The organism is Mycobacterium sp. NGS59 (assembly GCF_059812345.1).
Map to the genome: position 1 here is coordinate 339,214 of NZ_JCALCN010000002.1, position 15,216 is coordinate 354,429.

Annotated in this window: 17 protein-coding genes; 9 read left to right on the forward strand and 8 right to left on the reverse strand. The window is 65.8% G+C overall.

The annotated features are described in order from the left end of the window. Positions 1-2 precede the first annotated feature (2 nt). Genes AC5Y46_RS04135 through AC5Y46_RS04145 form a run of 3 tightly spaced genes read right to left on the reverse strand, consistent with a single transcriptional unit; the run spans position 3 to position 2,141 of the window. Positions 3-326, reverse strand: coding sequence for a hypothetical protein (locus AC5Y46_RS04135; protein WP_499943432.1), 324 nt, complete (start codon positions 324-326; stop codon positions 3-5). After that, positions 310-1,587 (reverse strand): aromatic ring-hydroxylating oxygenase subunit alpha, encoded by a 1,278-nt coding sequence (locus AC5Y46_RS04140; RefSeq protein WP_499943431.1) that lies wholly within the window; start codon positions 1,585-1,587, stop codon positions 310-312. The genes AC5Y46_RS04135 and AC5Y46_RS04140 overlap by 17 nt, the downstream gene beginning before the upstream one ends. A gap of 2 nt (positions 1,588-1,589) precedes the next feature. After that, positions 1,590-2,141, reverse strand: a complete 552-nt coding sequence (locus tag AC5Y46_RS04145; RefSeq protein ID WP_499943669.1) for a carboxymuconolactone decarboxylase family protein — start codon at positions 2,139-2,141, stop codon at positions 1,590-1,592. 372 nt (positions 2,142-2,513) lie between these two features. On the opposite strand from AC5Y46_RS04145, the gene AC5Y46_RS04150 reads away from it, so the two are divergent. From AC5Y46_RS04150 to AC5Y46_RS04185, 8 genes are all read left to right on the forward strand, one after another. Further along, the gene (locus tag AC5Y46_RS04150; protein ID WP_499943430.1) at positions 2,514-3,812 is read left to right on the forward strand and encodes an amidohydrolase family protein; all 1,299 of its coding nucleotides are present in this window, start codon (positions 2,514-2,516) and stop codon (positions 3,810-3,812) included. A 102-nt stretch (positions 3,813-3,914) separates the two neighbouring features. Then, positions 3,915-5,081 (forward strand): acyl-CoA dehydrogenase family protein, encoded by a 1,167-nt coding sequence (locus AC5Y46_RS04155; RefSeq protein ID WP_499946447.1) that lies wholly within the window; start codon positions 3,915-3,917, stop codon positions 5,079-5,081. A 92-nt stretch (positions 5,082-5,173) separates the two neighbouring features. Further along, a complete protein-coding gene (locus AC5Y46_RS04160) occupies positions 5,174-6,319 on the forward strand; it encodes a thiolase family protein (protein WP_499946444.1) in 1,146 nt (381 codons plus the stop codon). 91 nt (positions 6,320-6,410) lie between these two features. Next, on the forward strand, positions 6,411-7,028 hold the full coding sequence (locus AC5Y46_RS04165; RefSeq protein ID WP_499946443.1) for a TetR/AcrR family transcriptional regulator: 618 nt from the start codon (positions 6,411-6,413) through the stop codon (positions 7,026-7,028). After that, the gene (locus AC5Y46_RS04170) at positions 7,025-7,531 is read left to right on the forward strand and encodes a hypothetical protein (protein WP_499946442.1); all 507 of its coding nucleotides are present in this window, start codon (positions 7,025-7,027) and stop codon (positions 7,529-7,531) included. The genes AC5Y46_RS04165 and AC5Y46_RS04170 overlap by 4 nt, the downstream gene beginning before the upstream one ends. A gap of 108 nt (positions 7,532-7,639) precedes the next feature. Then, positions 7,640-8,917, forward strand: a complete 1,278-nt coding sequence (locus tag AC5Y46_RS04175; protein WP_499946441.1) for a cytochrome P450 — start codon at positions 7,640-7,642, stop codon at positions 8,915-8,917. Then, positions 8,914-9,102, forward strand: a complete 189-nt coding sequence (locus AC5Y46_RS04180) for a ferredoxin (protein ID WP_499946440.1) — start codon at positions 8,914-8,916, stop codon at positions 9,100-9,102. The genes AC5Y46_RS04175 and AC5Y46_RS04180 overlap by 4 nt, the downstream gene beginning before the upstream one ends. A gap of 12 nt (positions 9,103-9,114) precedes the next feature. After that, entirely contained in the window at positions 9,115-9,408 is a 294-nt protein-coding gene (locus AC5Y46_RS04185; protein ID WP_499946439.1) for a DUF1330 domain-containing protein, read from the forward strand. 23 nt (positions 9,409-9,431) lie between these two features. On the opposite strand, the gene AC5Y46_RS04190 is transcribed toward AC5Y46_RS04185, so the two are convergent. The 5 genes from AC5Y46_RS04190 to AC5Y46_RS04210 all read right to left on the reverse strand — a co-directional run bounded on the left by AC5Y46_RS04190 (position 9,432) and on the right by AC5Y46_RS04210 (position 14,279). Then, positions 9,432-9,623: a ferredoxin gene (locus tag AC5Y46_RS04190; RefSeq protein WP_499946438.1), complete on the reverse strand. Its 192-nt coding sequence runs from the start codon at positions 9,621-9,623 to the stop codon at positions 9,432-9,434. Beyond that, entirely contained in the window at positions 9,620-10,825 is a 1,206-nt protein-coding gene (locus AC5Y46_RS04195; protein ID WP_499946437.1) for a cytochrome P450, read from the reverse strand. The genes AC5Y46_RS04190 and AC5Y46_RS04195 overlap by 4 nt, the downstream gene beginning before the upstream one ends. Before the next feature lie 106 nt (positions 10,826-10,931). Then, positions 10,932-11,747: an NAD(P)-dependent oxidoreductase gene (locus tag AC5Y46_RS04200; protein WP_499946436.1), complete on the reverse strand. Its 816-nt coding sequence runs from the start codon at positions 11,745-11,747 to the stop codon at positions 10,932-10,934. Continuing rightward, positions 11,747-12,616: an alpha/beta hydrolase gene (locus AC5Y46_RS04205; protein WP_499946435.1), complete on the reverse strand. Its 870-nt coding sequence runs from the start codon at positions 12,614-12,616 to the stop codon at positions 11,747-11,749. Before AC5Y46_RS04205 ends, AC5Y46_RS04200 begins: the two co-directional genes overlap by 1 nt. A gap of 7 nt (positions 12,617-12,623) precedes the next feature. Then, entirely contained in the window at positions 12,624-14,279 is a 1,656-nt protein-coding gene (locus AC5Y46_RS04210; RefSeq protein WP_499946434.1) for a thiolase C-terminal domain-containing protein, read from the reverse strand. A gap of 83 nt (positions 14,280-14,362) precedes the next feature. Here AC5Y46_RS04210 and AC5Y46_RS04215 point away from each other — a divergent pair, with 83 nt between their 5' ends. Then, entirely contained in the window at positions 14,363-15,139 is a 777-nt protein-coding gene (locus AC5Y46_RS04215; RefSeq protein WP_499946433.1) for an enoyl-CoA hydratase/isomerase family protein, read from the forward strand. Positions 15,140-15,216: the final 77 nt, after the last annotated feature.

The following is a 15,216-nucleotide window of genomic DNA, read 5'->3' on the forward strand; positions in this document are numbered from 1 at the left end:
GGTTAAATCACCGGTTCGCGAAGGACTTCAACCCACGCCGCGCCGCTGTCGGGCACCCGGGGCTGCTTCCAGGCCTCGATCGGGAACGACACCATCACCAGCGACTGCATGATGTGCATCAGGGTCTTGGCATCGTCGGGCAAGTCGTCGATCGGGAACTTGTCGCAGTACGCGATCACGTCGTTGAGCAACGGGAACGCGACGTCGTAGAAGTCCTGCATCTCCGACATCGACGAGGCCAACCGCTTGGCGTAACGCTCGGGCTCGGTGGCCAGATCCCAATCCAAATACGGCTCCAGGGCCGCGAATTCAGACGGTAGCGACATTGCGCTGGTGCTCCTTGACGTAGTTGGCGGTGGTGTGGTGCAGATGGCGGATCAGCACTTCCTGGTCGCACAGCAGGAATTCCTTGACCGCCCGGGTGCCGATCATGGTCTGGGTGGCTTCCAGGGTGTTGGCGTCCTGCAACGCGTACTCCTTGAATGTCACGGCGGCCAGCTCCTGGGCCAGGCGTTCCCGCGCATTGCGCGGCGGCACGAAGTACAGCGACGATTCGAAGATGTGTTTGTCCACCGCGGTCGGCCAGTAGTGGTAAGTCAGGTACCAGCCCGGCTCCCAGATCAGCAGCATGAAGTTCGGATAGAACAGCCACGAGTCGATGCCCCACTGCGGCACCCGCTTCACGTTGACACCCGGTGGTAATTCCAGGTTTTCGATGATCTCCGGCTTGTCCCACGGGCCGAACAGACCGCTGCGCAGCACCTGGTCCATCGGCTTGACCATGGACATGTCCGACGGCGGCGCCTGACCACCCCACGTCGACTGCAGGTTGTGCGGTCCGGCCAGTTCGTAGTGCAGCGCCTCGTAGCCGAACTTCTGGATCTTGGCAGCTTCTTCCTTGGTGTACTGCCCCTGGTGCAGGATCGGCGCGTGGTAGAACTCGACGAACGCGTCGATGAACAGCTTCCAGTTGCTGCCGACCTCGGCCCGGTAGGAGTAGGTCTCGGTCATCTCGCCGAAGGGATAGCCTTCGATGCTCTTGGCCAGCGGTCCGAGGTAGTCGGTCAGCGGCGCGGCATTGTCGTCGAAGTTGATGAAGATGAAGCCTTCCCACACTTCGCAACGGACCGGCGCCAGGCCGAACTGGCTCTTGTCGAGGTTGAAGAACTCGTCTTCCTGTTGGACGAAGGTCAGATCGCCGTCGAGGCTGTAGCGCCAGGCGTGGTACTTGCAGGTGAACTGCCGGCAGGTGCCGGAGGTCTCCTCCTGCGGAAAGTCGTTCCACACCAACTTGTTTCCGCGGTGCCGGCACACGTTGTGGTAGGCCTTGACGGTGCCGTCCTTGGTCTTGGTGATGATCACCGAAGTGCCTTTGCCGGCTGACGGCAGCTCCCTGGTGAAGTAGCTGCCGGTGCGCGGGAGGCGTTCGACCCTGCCGACGTTGAGCCAGGTCTTGCGGAACACCGCGTCGCGTTCGGCCTCGAAGAACGCCGGGTCGATCGAGTCGGTGTAGTCGACTGGTTCGGTTCCCAGTTCGGGATAGTTCTCTGTCCAGCTGCCGGCGGCTGGCTTGGGGAAGTGGGCCACTTCTACCTTCCTTCGTGGTCGTTTTCGAGCTGTACGCCAAAAGTGTTGAGGGCCATGGCCAGCATGGTGTAGGAGCCGACCGTGAAGACATAGTCCATCCGCTGGCGGTCGTCGAAGCGCTCGCCGAGCGCTGCCCAGGTTTCGTCGGACAACTCAGAGCGCTCGTCGAGTTCGTCCACACCGGCCAGTACCACGCGCTCGAAAGCGTCGAGATCGGTGGCGGTCACGTCGGGTGCGCGCGACGCCTCGATCTCGGCGTCGGTCACGCCCTCCCGTTTGGCCAGATCGACGTGGTGGGTCCATTCGTAGGCGCACTTGCGCCGGTGGGCGACGCGCAGGATGGCCAGTTCGCGGATGCGTGGCGGCAGGGTGGAGGAGAACAGCAGATGGACGTTGAACTTGAGGAACGCCTTGGTCAGGACCGGGTGGTTGACCAGGGTCGCCAGGATGTTGGAGGCGTCGCGCGGATTGCGCCGTTCGGCGGGCAGCATGACGGCCAGCGCCCCTTCGACAGCCTCGTCCCACCGGTCGGCGGGCAGTGGCGGCAGACGCATCGCGGCGACGGTCCTCTCGGTGTTCTTCTCACTGAGCGAGAATCCTATTCTCATTTCCAACCAATAGACTTGCACGGATCGGTCGGTTGGTCAATCCTGGCGCGAGCGGATCGGTGCCGTCGGCGCATGGTCATCCGGATTCGACGGGATCGTCGCCGCTGCCCGGGGTCGATTCGCCCCCGTCGTCAGGTGCGCGAAGCCGCGGAGCCGTGTCCCGCCGACTATGCTGGATGTTGATTCTCGCTGCATGAGAAGCTAGTTTTCATCCTATAAAGAGCTTGGCTTATGTGCGGCTCGTCGATTCCAGCCTGGGGGCCGCCCGTTCCAGACCCGAGCACTCAGAACGATCTATTCGAGAATGTCGAGGGAGCCATGAACAAAGAAGACATGATTCTGATCAGCGTCGACGACCACACCGTCGAGCCGCCGGACATGTTCAAGAATCATCTATCCAAGAAGTACATCGACGACGCTCCGCGGCTGGTGCACAACGCCGACGGCTCGGACATGTGGAAGTTCCGCGACACGGTGATCCCGAACGTCGCCCTCAACGCCGTCGCCGGCCGGCCCAAGGAGGAGTACGGCATCGAGCCGACCGGGCTCGACGAGATCCGGCCCGGTTGCTACAACGTGGACGAACGGGTCAAGGACATGAATGCCGGCGGCATCCTGGCCTCGATCTGTTTCCCGTCGTTCCCCGGCTTTGCGGGCCGGCTGTTCGCCACTGACGACCACGACTTCTCGATCGCGCTGGTGCAGGCCTACAACGACTGGCACATCGACGAGTGGTGCGGCGCGTACCCGGCTCGGTTCATCCCGATGGCGATCCCGGTGATCTGGGATGCCGAGGCGTGTGCCGCCGAGGTGCGCCGGGTGTCGAAGAAGGGCGTGCACGCACTGACCTTCACCGAGAACCCGGCCGCGATGGGCTACCCCAGCTTCCACGACGAGTACTGGAACCCGCTGTGGAAAGCCTTGGTGGACACCGACACCGTGATGAACGTGCACATCGGTTCCTCGGGCCGGTTGGCGATCACCGCGCCGGATGCCCCGATGGACGTGATGATCACGCTGCAGCCGATGAACATCGTGCAGGCCGCCGCCGATCTGCTGTGGTCGCGGCCGATCAAGGAGTACCCCGACCTGAAGATCGCTTTGTCGGAGGGCGGCACCGGTTGGATTCCGTACTTCCTGGAGCGCGCCGACCGCACCTACGAGATGCACTCCGCCTGGACGCACCAGGACTTCAAGGGCAAGCTGCCCAGCGAAGTCTTCCGTGACCACTTCCTGACCTGCTTCATCAGCGACAAGGTCGGGGTGGCGCTGCGCAACATGATCGGCATCGACAACATCTGCTGGGAAGCCGACTACCCGCACAGCGACTCGATGTGGCCGGGCGCGCCCGAAGAGTTGTGGGATGTGTTGTCCCTCAACAATGTTCCCGACGACGAGATCAACAAGATGACCCACGAGAACGCCATGCGGTGGTACTCGTTCGACCCGTTCACCCACATCTCGCGTGAACAGGCGACCGTCGGTGCGCTGCGCAAAGCCGCCGAGGGGCACGACGTGTCCATCAAGGCGCAGGGCCACGACAAGGACAGCCGAGGCGGTTCGTCCTTCGCGGACTTCGCGGCCAACGCGAAAGCTCTTACCGGCAACAAGGACTGAGAGGTCCCGTTTTCCCGCGAGCAGACGCAAAAGCCCCTCGAAATGCCCCATTTTGGGGGCTTTTGCGTCTGCTCGCGCCAATAGGAGGTGCCCGTGGCGGGGATGAATTTCGAGCTGACCGAGGACCAGGAACTGATCCGGCGATCGGTCGCCGAGCTGGCGTCGAAGTTCGACGACCACTACTGGATGGAGAAGGACCAGGCGCATGAATTCCCGACGGAGTTCTACCGCGCCATAGCCGACGGCGGCTGGCTCGGGATGACCATCCCCACCGAGTACGGCGGGCACGGTCTGGGCATCACCGAAGCGACCATCCTGCTCGAGGAGGTCGCCAAATCCGGCGGCGCGATGAACGCCGCCAGCTCCATCCACCTGTCGATCTTCGGCATGCAGCCCGTCGTCGTGCACGGTTCCGAGGAGCAGAAGCAGCGCATGTTGCCGGCGGTCGCCACCGGCGAGGTGCACGTCTGTTTCGGCGTCACCGAACCCGGTGCCGGCCTGGACACCTCGCGCATCACCACCTTCGCCAAGCGCGACGGTGACAAGTACGTGGTCAACGGCCGCAAGGTCTGGATCTCCAAAGCGATGGAATCCGACAAGATCCTGCTGCTGACCCGCACCCAGAGCTATGACGAGGTCACCAAGAAGACCGACGGCATGACGCTGTTCCTCACCGACCTGGACCGCAGCCGCGTCGACGTCCGCCCGATCAAGAAGATGGGCCGCAACGCCGTCAGCTCCAACGAATTGTTCATCGACAACCTGGAGATCCCCGTCGAAGACCGAATCGGCGAGGAGGGCAAGGGTTTTCAGTACATCCTGGACGGCCTGAACCCGGAGCGGATGCTGATCGCGGCCGAGGCGCTCGGCATCGGTCGGGTCGCGCTGGACAAGGCGGTCAAGTACGGCAACGAGCGCGAGGTCTTCGGCCGGCCGATCGGGATGAACCAGGGTCTGCAGTTCCCGCTCGCCGATTCGCTGGCCCGCCTCGACGCCGCCGAACTGATGCTGCGCAAGGCCACCTGGCTCTACGACAACGGCAAACCCTGTGGGCGAGAAGCCAATACGGCCAAATATCTGTGTGCGGACGCCGGCTTCACCGCCGCGGACCGGGCGCTGCAAACCCACGGCGGGATGGGTTACGCGGAGGAGTATCACGTCACCCGGTACTTCCGCGAGGCGCGGCTGATGAAGATCGCGCCGGTCAGCCAGGAGATGATCCTGAACTTCCTGGGTTCTCATGTCCTGAAGCTGCCGCGCAGCTACTAGGCTCGCGTCGAACGTGTAGCCACTGCGAATTCTGCGCACTTTTTTCGCAGTCAGTACACGCTCGGCGAGCTGTCGGGCGAGGGGAGCGGAACATGCGTGAAACGGTCATCGTCGAAGCGGTGCGCACCGCGGTCGGAAAGCGCAACGGCGGCTTGTCCGGCATGCACGCCGCCGACCTGTCCGCCGTCGTGCTGACCGAGCTGCTGGAGCGCGCCGGTATCAGCCCGGAGCTGATCGACGACGTCATCTGGGGCTGTGTGTCCCAGGTCGGCGACCAGTCCAGCAACATCGGCCGCTACGCCGTGCTGGCCGCGGGCTGGCCGGAAACCATCCCCGGCACCACGGTCAACCGGGCCTGCGGATCGAGCCAGCAGGCGCTGGACTTCGCGGTGCAGGCGGTGATGTCGGGTCAGCAGGACGTGGTGGTCGCCGGTGGTGTGGAGGTAATGAGTCGCGTGCCGCTCGGTTCGGCCAGGGCCACGGGCATGCCGTACGGACCGAAAGTGCTTGAACGTTATGACGATTTCTCGTTCAACCAGGGACTGTCGGCGGAGATGATCGCCGAAAAATGGGGCTTCTCGCGAACCCGGCTCGACGAGTATTCGGCACTGTCCCACGAACGCGCCGCGGCGGCGCAGGACGGCAACGCGTTCACCGAACAGATCGTGCCGGTGTTCACCGATGACTCCGTGGTGCATCAGGACGAGGGGATCCGGCGGCGGACCACCGTGGAGAAACTGGCGGCCCTCAAACCCGCGTTCGCCGAGGACGGGGTCATCCACGCGGGCAACTCCTCGCAGATTTCCGACGGTGCGGCCGCGCTGTTGATCACCACCTCCGACCTGGCCCTGGAGCTGGGGCTCACCCCGATCGTGCGGTACCGCGCCGGCGCGGTCACCGGAGCCGACCCGGTGCTGATGCTGACCGGCCCGATTCCTGCTACCGAGAAGGTGCTGGCCAAGTCGGGCGTCCGGATCGGCGACATCGGGGTCTTCGAGGTAAACGAGGCCTTCGCACCGGTGCCGCTGGCCTGGCTCGCCGAAACCGGCGCGGATCCCGACCGGCTGAATCCGCTGGGCGGCGCGATCGCGCTGGGACACCCACTGGGCGCGTCCGGTGCGGTGTTGATGACGCGCATGGTGCATCACATGCGCGACAACGGGATTCGCTTCGGCCTGCAGACCATGTGTGAAGGCGGCGGTACGGCCAACGCGACGATCGTCGAACTGGTCGGCTGAATCCAGCGGAAAAAGAGCCCTTGCCAGCGTCGGCAAACCAACCTACTGTGTGTTCAGTAGGTTTTGCAGACAGCCCATCTGTAGGAGCGCGGTGTCCGACGCACGCCCATACGACTCCCTGCTGGCCAAGGGGGAGGACCGTAAACAACGGATCCTCGCCGTGGCGCAGCGACTGGTCTCGCGCAACGGGTGGCGCAACACCACGCTGGCCCAGATCGCCCGGGAAGCCGGGGTGACCCCGGCGGGACTGCTGCACCACTTCGAGTCCAAGGAACAACTCCTGCACGCCGTGCTCGACGCCCGGGACCTGGACGACGACATGCATTCCGACCGCTTCGGAGATCTCCTCGGCGAGATCGCACAGGTCGCCGACCGCTTCAACCGGGCGCCCGACCTGGTCGGCACGTTCACGGTCTTGCTGGGCGAGAACATCGACCCCGACGCCCCCCTGCACGACCGTCTGGTCGCCCGGCAGCGGGACGCGACCGAGATCGTCGCCGCCGGCATCCGCCGAGGTCAGGCCGCCGGCCGATTCCGCGCCGACATAGACCCCGCCGTCAAGGCAGTAGAAATTCTGGCGTTCATCCACGGAATGGAAATGACATGGTTGCTCGATCCTTCGATACCGCTGACCGAAGTGTTCAAGGAGTACGCGGAGACACTGGCGCGCGACTTCGCCCCGTCCAGGACGACGGAGAACCCGACATGAGATACCGCCTGGACGTCGTCGCCTCCAGCGTCGCCGACGTGGTGACGTTCGCCGGCGGCTGGCTCTTCGACCGGTCGATGGCGGGCTGGGACGTCACCGTGCTGCTCACCGACCACCCCGACGATCGGCCGCTGCACATCCTGGGCGCCAAGACCCTCGACCTGGAATCCGCGCTGGCGGCGGTGGCTACCCGTCCCCGCCCGCAAGCGCTGGCGGCCGCGGCCGATCTGCTCGGCTCCGATCCGCGGGTGCGGTCCGGGGTGCTGCAAGCCCTCGACCACGGCGTCACCGAGGTCACCCTGTGGGGCAAGACCTGGCCGGCCGAGTTGGACGACAGTGTCGGCGTAGTCGAGCACCGGCTGAGCATGGCGGCGCAGATCTTCAAGGCGCGCGCGCTGGCGGCGGCCGGAGTCATCGAGACCGCATCCGTTGCGGCCGAGCGGTTCCGCAGTGGCGTGATGTCCGTTCCGTCGGTCGCGGCCGACCTGGTTCCCGCGAGCTGATTCGACCCGCCGTCGTCCACGTTGACGGCCGTCGTACCCCTATGGAAATGTAATGCTCAAGTGTGAGAGGCACGTTCTCGCTTGCCGAGATTGAGATGGGATATGGAGATGGTGAACGACTTCACCGAATTGGATTTCTTCCGCGATAAGCAGCTCGTCGAGGATCCCTACCCGTATTACGAGGCCTTGCGCGAGCAGTGTCCCGTCACCCGGGAAAAGCATCACGGCGTCACCATGGTGACCGGATGGGAGGAAGCCTGCGCGGTGTTGAACGACGCCGGGACGTGGTCGTCCTGCATCTCGGTGACCGGACCGTTCCCCGGCTTCCCGGTGCCCGTCGAAGGCTCCGACGACATCACCGAGCTGATCGAACAGCACCGCGACAAGCTGCCGTTCAGTGACCAGCTGCCGACCCTGGACCCGCCCACGCACACCAACCACCGCTCGTTGCTGATGCGGCTGATCACGCCCAAGCGCCTCAAGGAGAACGAGGACGCGATGTGGTTACTCGCCGACCAGGTGCTCGACGACTTCCTGGCCCCCGGCGAAGGGGAGTGGATCAAGGGTTTCGCCGGGCCGTTCACCTTGCTGGTCATCGCCGACCTGCTGGGCGTGCCCATGGAGGACCGCGACAAGTTCATCAAGGGCATCCGTCAGCATTCGGGCGGCGGCATCGGCGGCACCGGCAAGGAAGCGCTGGCGCACAGTCCGCTGGAATTCCTCTACGGCCTGTTCTCCGACTATGTACGCGACCGCCGCCGCGAGCCCCGCGACGACGTGTTGACCGGCCTGGCCACCGCCACCTACCCCGACGGCTCGACTCCCGACGTCGAAGACGTGGCCCGCGTCGCCAGCAACGTGTTCTCGGCGGGCCAGGAGACCACCGTGCGGCTGCTGGGCGCGTCGTTGCAGACGTTGGCCGAGCGTCCCGACATCCAGGCGCAACTGCGCAAGGACCGCAGCCTGATCCCCAATTTCATCGAGGAGTCGCTGCGGCACGAGAGCCCGGTCAAGGGTGACTTCCGGATGAACCGGGTGCCGGTCAACGTCGGTGGCGTCGACCTGCCGGCCGGCACCACGGTCATGGTGGTGCAGGCCGCCGCCAACCGCGACCCGCGTCGCTTCGACGAACCGGCGACGTTCGATCCGGCCCGCAAGAACGCCCGCCAGCACATCTCGTTCGGCCGCGGGATCCACAGCTGCCCCGGCGCTCCGCTGGCGCGCGCCGAGACCCGGGTGGCCATCGAACGGTTGCTGGACCGCACGTCGGACATCAGGATCGACGAGCGGGTGCACGGCCCGGCCGGCGACCGTCGCTATCAGTACGTGCCGACCTATATCCTGCGCGGTCTGACCGAGCTGCACCTGGAGTTCACGCCGGCATGAAGGTCTGGGTCGACGACGGGTCCTGCCGCGGGCACGGCATGTGTCTGACCCTGTGCCCGGAGGTCTTCACCTTGACCGACGACGGGTACGCCGAAGCGATAACCTCCGACGTACCAGCGGAATTCGAGGCGGCGACCCGCGAGGCCATCGAATGTTGTCCCGAGCAGGCGATCAAAGAGCGCTGAGGAGATTCACCAATGTCCAACGGACCCAAAGGGTATGTGATCCTCACCGAGGCCATCAAAGACCCGGAAGGCATGAAGGCCTACGGCAAGGCCGCGGGCGCGGCGATGGGTGGCGTCAAAGTCCTCGCCGTGGACACCGCACCCACGGTCCTCGAAGGGGACTGGCACGGGCACCAGACCGTGGTGCTGGAGTTCGAATCGGTGGACGCCGCCCGCGCCTGGTACGACTCCGAGGCTTATCAGAACGCCGCGAAGCTGCGCCAGGCGGCGGCCGACTGCAACGCCGTCATCCTCGCCGGTTTGTAGGTTTCAGCGGGAAGCCGAGCCCGCTACTCCTCGAGGGAGATCGCCTGCCGAGGGCACTGCCGCACGGCTTCGCGCACCTGCTCCTCGATGTCCGGGGTGACCTCCGTCCGGTGCACCGTGAGCATGTCGTCGTCCCCGAGTTCGAACACCTCGGGGATGATGCCCATGCACACGCCGTTGCTCTCGCACAGATCCCAGTCGACTTCGATTCTCATGACACGACTTTCACGGGTACGTTCTTCCAGCCCGCGACATTCTGCATGTGTACGCGGTTGCAGTTCTGCCAATCCACCTCGTAGCGGGGCATGAAGTCGAGCAACTTCTCCAGTGCGATCACGCTCTCCATCCGGGCCAGCGCCGCACCCAAACAGCTGTGGATCCCGTAGCCGAAACTCAGGTTCAGTGCCTCGTGCCGATCGCGGTCGATGTTGAAAGTGTCGGGATCGGTCCACGCGTCGGGATCGCGGTTGGCGGCACCGTTGATCAGGAACACCGGTTTCATGGCCGGGATCGTGACGCCGTGCAGCTCAACGTCTTTCGTCGAGCAACGCACCTGGTACTGCGACGGCGCCTCGTAGCGCAACAGCTCCTCCACCGCGGCGGGGATCTTGCTGCGGTCGTCGAGCAACTTCTGCCACTCGCCGGGGAACCGGGCGAAGACCACCGGCGCGTTGCCGATCAGCTTGGTCACCGTCTCAGCCCCCGCACCACCCAATAGCGTTGCGAATCCGGCTATTTCGATGTCATCCAGACTGGTGGTCTGACCGTCTTCACGCGTGATCTCGGCGTTGATCAGCTTCGTGAACAGGTCCTCCTGCGGCTCGATGCGACGTTGCTGCAAGATCTCGTAGTACAGCATTCCGGTTTCGATGTTGGCCTGCATGCCGCGCTCACCGACCTCAACCTGTCCCGGTTCGCGGTGCAACCCCTCGTCGATCAGATGGCGGATCCGCTGGGCGTGTTCTTCGGGCACCCCGAGCATGGTGGTGATCACCTCGACCGGGAACGGCCCGGAGAAGTCTTGGACCACATCGAAGTGTTCGGGATCAACCCTGCTCAGATACTTGTCGATCTTCTCGCGGACCATCGGCTGCTGGGCCTGGATGGCCCGTGGCGTGAAAACCTTGTTGAGCAGGCTGCGCATGTGCCGGTGGTCGGGCGGGTCCATGAAGATGATCGACTTCTGCGCCGGTGGCTTGCCGGTGCGCACCATCGACAGGTCGATGCCGAACGCCGAGGAGTACGTCTCGAAATTCTTCAAACCGGCGGCCACGTCCTCGTGGCGGGTCAGCGCGTAGAAGTCGTACTCCTCGCTGTAATAGACGGGCGCCTCTTCCTGCATTCGTCGGTAGGTGTCCCAGGCGCCGTTGAAGAAGTCTTCCGAGAACGGATCGAAGACGACCTTCGAAGTGGTCATAGAACGCTCCTCGATGCTGAGCAGGGGACTGGCATCATTACAGCTGAAAGCTCGACTGTAACGTCAACGGTAGCGGTTTGCCCGCGTGGCGAAAAGGACTTGACGCTCATCGGGAGTGGCCCATCAAGGCCAGCGCGGCGTCGGCGGCGTCGAGCACCGCGCCGGTAGAAGCCGACGCCCGCTCGGCGAGGTCCACCAGCAGTCGTACGTCCTTCTGCAACAGGGCGCCGGCCAGACCGGACAGGCGGTCCAAGCTTCCGACGCTGCCAATGGAATTGAGCGCGAAGCTGTTCCCGCTGCTGCGGGAGACAACCTCGGACAGGCGGGCGGGCGCGACCCCCAGATCCTGGGCCAGCGCGAGGGCGGCGGCCGCCGTGCCCAGGTTGGCGGTGTAGAGCAGGTTGTTGAGCAGTTTGGTGGTCTGACCCGATCCCAAGTCGCCCAGATGCACGATGGCGTCGGAGTAGGTTTCGAAGACCGGACGGCAGCGCTCGACCACGTCGGCATCACCCCCGACCATGACCAGCAGCCGCCCGCTGGCCGCGGCGGGTTCGCCGCCGCTGACGGGGGCATCGACAACCGAAATGCCCTGCAGCTCAGCTCTTTCCGCCAGCGCCCGGCAGGTCTGCGGGTGCACGGTGCTGTGCACGACGATCACGCCGCCGGGCGCCAGCCCGGTCAGTATCCCGTCGTCCCCCGAGGTGAGTTCCTCGACGTCGGCGTCCCCGACCACGCACAGGCAGACCAGATCGCTTCCGGCGGCGAGCTCGGCCGGCGACCCGGCCACCTTCGCCGGGGTGTCCGCGAACGGTTCCAGGCTGGCCGCCCGGCGCGCCCACAATGTCGTCGGGAAGCCGCCGTCGACGATGCGGCGTGCCATGGGCGCACCCTGGTTGCCCAACCCGATGAACCCGACGCGCATCAACCGGTCTCCGAGCCCGAGCGCGCGGCTACGCAGTCGTCGACGAACGCGAACACCTTGCGGTGGTAGTCGGCGGCGTTGTGCCCCAGGCTGAGGTTGTGCCCGGCATCGCCTTGCGTGTTGCTGACGAAAAGTGGTGCTCGCGTGAACATCTCGCGGATCTCGGCAAGGCTGCTGTCGTCACCCCGGTACACCCGGTCATGCTCGCCGAGGGTGAAGCGCACCGGCACCCGCACCGAGGGCGCCAGTTCCGGGAAGTAGCGGTGCGGCCAGTTCAGCGCCACATCCCGCTCGTAGGCCGGCGATGTCGACGAGTTCGTGACGCCGCGCAGGATGTCCTCGGGATACAGCCGCGTCGGCTCCCATAGCAATTCGCGGGTGCCGGGCGGACGTTCCTTGACCTCGGCGGCCTTCATGATCTGCTTGGCCGCGTCGTGATAGCGCCTGCCGGTGCCGCCGAGTTCGAGTCCCAGCAGTGCGGCGCCGCGCCCGTCGGCGGCCATCCGCGTGGCGAGTTCGCAGCCCCCCGAATGGCCCAGCACGAACAGGCCCGCACCACGCGGGCGCTCTCCCAGGATGCGTTCCACCGCGCCGTAGGCGAGGTCGACGCGCTGCTGCGGAGTCTGCACCGCCTCGGGGTAGGCCGCCGAACTGCCGTGGCCGGGCCTGTCCAGCGCGATCACGGTGAACCCCAGCGTCGGACCCAGTCGCAGCAGTGACAACTCGGGATGCCCGGGGCAGTCGAAGTAGACCGCGGTGGTGCCGCCGCCGTGGATGGCCAGGATCACCGCCTGGGGATTGTCCGCCTCGGCGATGACCCCGGACATGGGTACGCCGTCGACGATGACCACCCGCGGGCGGGGAGTCATGCGCTGCTCATTCGCCGGCCCGCAGCAGGATCGCGCCGCTGGGCGTCAGCCCGCCGCTGCTGACCACACCGACCCGGGCGCCGGCGACCTGGCGCGCCCCGGCCTCGCCGCGCAACTGGGTGACGGCCTCGTGCAGCAGGCCCATGCCGTGGGTGCGGCCGTGTGAGAGTTGCCCGCCGTGGGTGTTGAGCGGGATCAGGCCGTCGCGGGCGATGTTCTTGCCGCCGTCCAGGAATTCGCGCGCCTCGCCGATACCGCAGAAGCCGAGCGCCTCGATCCACGACAGGCAGTTCATGGTGAAGCCGTCGTAGAGTTCGGCGACGTCGACGTCGGAGGGCTTCAGCGACGTCCGGGTCCACATGTGCGCGGCTTGACCGAGCACCTGCGGTTCATGGGTCAGGGTGCTCTGGTCCCAGTCGATGCGCTCGACGATCTGCGTCCCGACCGCCTCCACCAGTACGGGCGGCTTGGCCAGGTTCCGGGCGGCGTCGACGGCGGAGACGATGACCGCGACGGCGCCATCGCACGGCACGTCGCAGTCGTACAGACCGAACGGGGTAGTGATGGGCCGGGCGTCCAGGTAGTCGTCCATGGTCATCGGGGAGCGGTAGACGGCGGTCGGGTTGAGTTCGGCGTTGGCGCGCTGGTTCAGCGCGATCCAGCCCAGCGTCTCCTTGGTGGTGCCGTACCGGTGGAAGTGCCGCTGGGCGGTCATCGCCAGGGTGTGCGCGGCGGAGGTGGCGCCGAACGGCCACTGCCAGCTTGCGGTGCGGCCGCCGGAGGGGACGATCTTGCCCTGCTTCATGTGCTCGTTGAAGGTGGCTTCCCACAGGGTCCGGAAACACAGCACGTGCCGGGCCAGTCCGCCGGCGACCGCGAGCATGGCCGCGATCACCGACCCGCCCGGGCCGAACGTCTCGATGCCGCCGTTGTGCCAGGTCGGCCGGATGCCCAGGGCCGCTTCCAGCGCCGTCACCCCGCCCTCGCCGAAGCCGCCCACGTTGCCGCCGCCGGGATAGGTCGAGAGCCCGTCGATGTCGTCGAAAGTCAGTCCGGCGTCGGCGACGGCGGCTTCACACGCCTGCACCGTGAGCGACAGCGCCGGCACCATCAGCCGGCGCCCGATCGGCGACATGCCGATTCCGGTGAGCGCGACCTTGTCCTCGAACTTCTCGGCGCTCAGCATCGGCCGGACATATTCGCCGAAGCGTTCCGGTGCGATCTCGTCCTCCGGCAGCGCGCCGGGTTCGGCTTCGGCGACCGGACGGAACAGTGGCAGCCACACGTCGTCGATCTGCTCGAACACGACTTCCACCGGTTGTCCGAGCTCGAGCTGCCCGGGATCTGCGTCGACGATGTTGGTGGTGAGGCGGACCCGCGGATCCTCGGCGATCGCCACCTCCGCGACGACGTACGGCGCCGGCATACCGGGCAGGCTGAAGCGGTGGTTGACGGTGAAGCCGGCCAGTGTCGCCCGACCCGAAACGTCACGCACGCCCATGTCGCGGGAGCGACAGTAACGGCAAACCGGTGCGGGCGGATGGATCAGCGCCGCGCAGGCCCGGCACTCCTGGATCCGCAACGTTCCGTCGGCACCGGCAGTCCAGAAGAATTCGTTCTGGTCGGTGAGTTGGGGGAGCGGGCGTCCCGGGGCTGTTGACACGTCACCTCCGCAATTCGAATTGCCAACGCACACTACGGTAGGCGCGTTATGCGAATCGGAGAATTACGTTATCATCTCCGGGTGTGACGGAGACGCTGGTTCGGGAGACGCCGCGCTCCGGTGTGGTGGTACTCCGACTGAACCGCCCGTCCCGGTTGAACGCGATCAACTCCGAGATGTTGGCGGAGTTCACCGCGGCATTGGGTCGGCTGGCTGCCGAGGGTGCCGTGCGCTCCGTCGTCATCACCGGCGCCGGCCGCGGCTTCTGCTCGGGCATCGACGTGCGCGGCTTCGGAGCGGGGATCCCCGAAGCCGACGATCCGGCCATCGACCGGCTCCGATTCCAGGAGTCGATGGCCGCGATACCGCAGGCGATCCGCGACCTCCCGCAGCCGGTGATCGCGGCGGTCAACGGTCCGTGTGTGGGTGCGGGGCTGGCCATCAGCCTGGCCGCCGACATCCGGATCTGTTCGACGGCAGCGACATTCGGCAACGCGGCGATTCTGCTGGGGCTGTCGGGAGCCGAGATGGGCATGAGCTACCACCTGCCGCGCATCGTCGGTTCCAGTGTCGCCGCGGACTGGATGTTGACCGGGCGCACGGTCTCCGCGCAGGAGGCGGATCGACGGGGTCTGGTGAGCCAAATGGTCGAACCCGAGCGGCTGTTCGACCACGCGGTGGAGTTGGCGGGTGACATCGCCGAACTCCCGGCTCTGGCCACGCAGCTGACCAAGCGCACACTGCACGTGAATGCGGACGCGCCGGGACTCGCCTCGGCGATCGAGCTGGAGAATCGCAACCAGGTGATGACGCACGCCACCAGCGAGGCGGCCGCGCTGCGCCAGAAGTGGTCGCGATGATAAAGCCCGCATTGATTCTGCGCTCAGGGCGCGATTTTGGCTGATATCGCGCCCTAGGCGCAGACTCAACGTCGATA

What these genes read in the sequence shown, in the direction of transcription:
- AC5Y46_RS04155 (WP_499946447.1), top strand. Translation starts at nt 3,915, where the DNA reads ATGAATTTCGAGCTGACCGAGGACCAGGAACTGATCCGGCGATCGGTC.
- AC5Y46_RS04150 (WP_499943430.1), top strand. Translation starts at nt 2,514, where the DNA reads ATGAACAAAGAAGACATGATTCTGATCAGCGTCGACGACCACACCGTC.
- AC5Y46_RS04175 (WP_499946441.1), top strand. Translation starts at nt 7,640, where the DNA reads ATGGTGAACGACTTCACCGAATTGGATTTCTTCCGCGATAAGCAGCTC.
- AC5Y46_RS04190 (WP_499946438.1), bottom strand. Translation starts at nt 9,623, where the DNA reads ATGAGAATCGAAGTCGACTGGGATCTGTGCGAGAGCAACGGCGTGTGC.
- AC5Y46_RS04185 (WP_499946439.1), top strand. Translation starts at nt 9,115, where the DNA reads ATGTCCAACGGACCCAAAGGGTATGTGATCCTCACCGAGGCCATCAAA.
- AC5Y46_RS04145 (WP_499943669.1), bottom strand. Translation starts at nt 2,141, where the DNA reads ATGCGTCTGCCGCCACTGCCCGCCGACCGGTGGGACGAGGCTGTCGAA.
- AC5Y46_RS04135 (WP_499943432.1), bottom strand. Translation starts at nt 326, where the DNA reads ATGTCGCTACCGTCTGAATTCGCGGCCCTGGAGCCGTATTTGGATTGG.
- AC5Y46_RS04205 (WP_499946435.1), bottom strand. Translation starts at nt 12,616, where the DNA reads ATGACTCCCCGCCCGCGGGTGGTCATCGTCGACGGCGTACCCATGTCC.
- AC5Y46_RS04170 (WP_499946442.1), top strand. Translation starts at nt 7,025, where the DNA reads ATGAGATACCGCCTGGACGTCGTCGCCTCCAGCGTCGCCGACGTGGTG.
- AC5Y46_RS04195 (WP_499946437.1), bottom strand. Translation starts at nt 10,825, where the DNA reads ATGACCACTTCGAAGGTCGTCTTCGATCCGTTCTCGGAAGACTTCTTC.
- AC5Y46_RS04180 (WP_499946440.1), top strand. Translation starts at nt 8,914, where the DNA reads ATGAAGGTCTGGGTCGACGACGGGTCCTGCCGCGGGCACGGCATGTGT.
- AC5Y46_RS04200 (WP_499946436.1), bottom strand. Translation starts at nt 11,747, where the DNA reads ATGCGCGTCGGGTTCATCGGGTTGGGCAACCAGGGTGCGCCCATGGCA.
- AC5Y46_RS04160 (WP_499946444.1), top strand. Translation starts at nt 5,174, where the DNA reads ATGCGTGAAACGGTCATCGTCGAAGCGGTGCGCACCGCGGTCGGAAAG.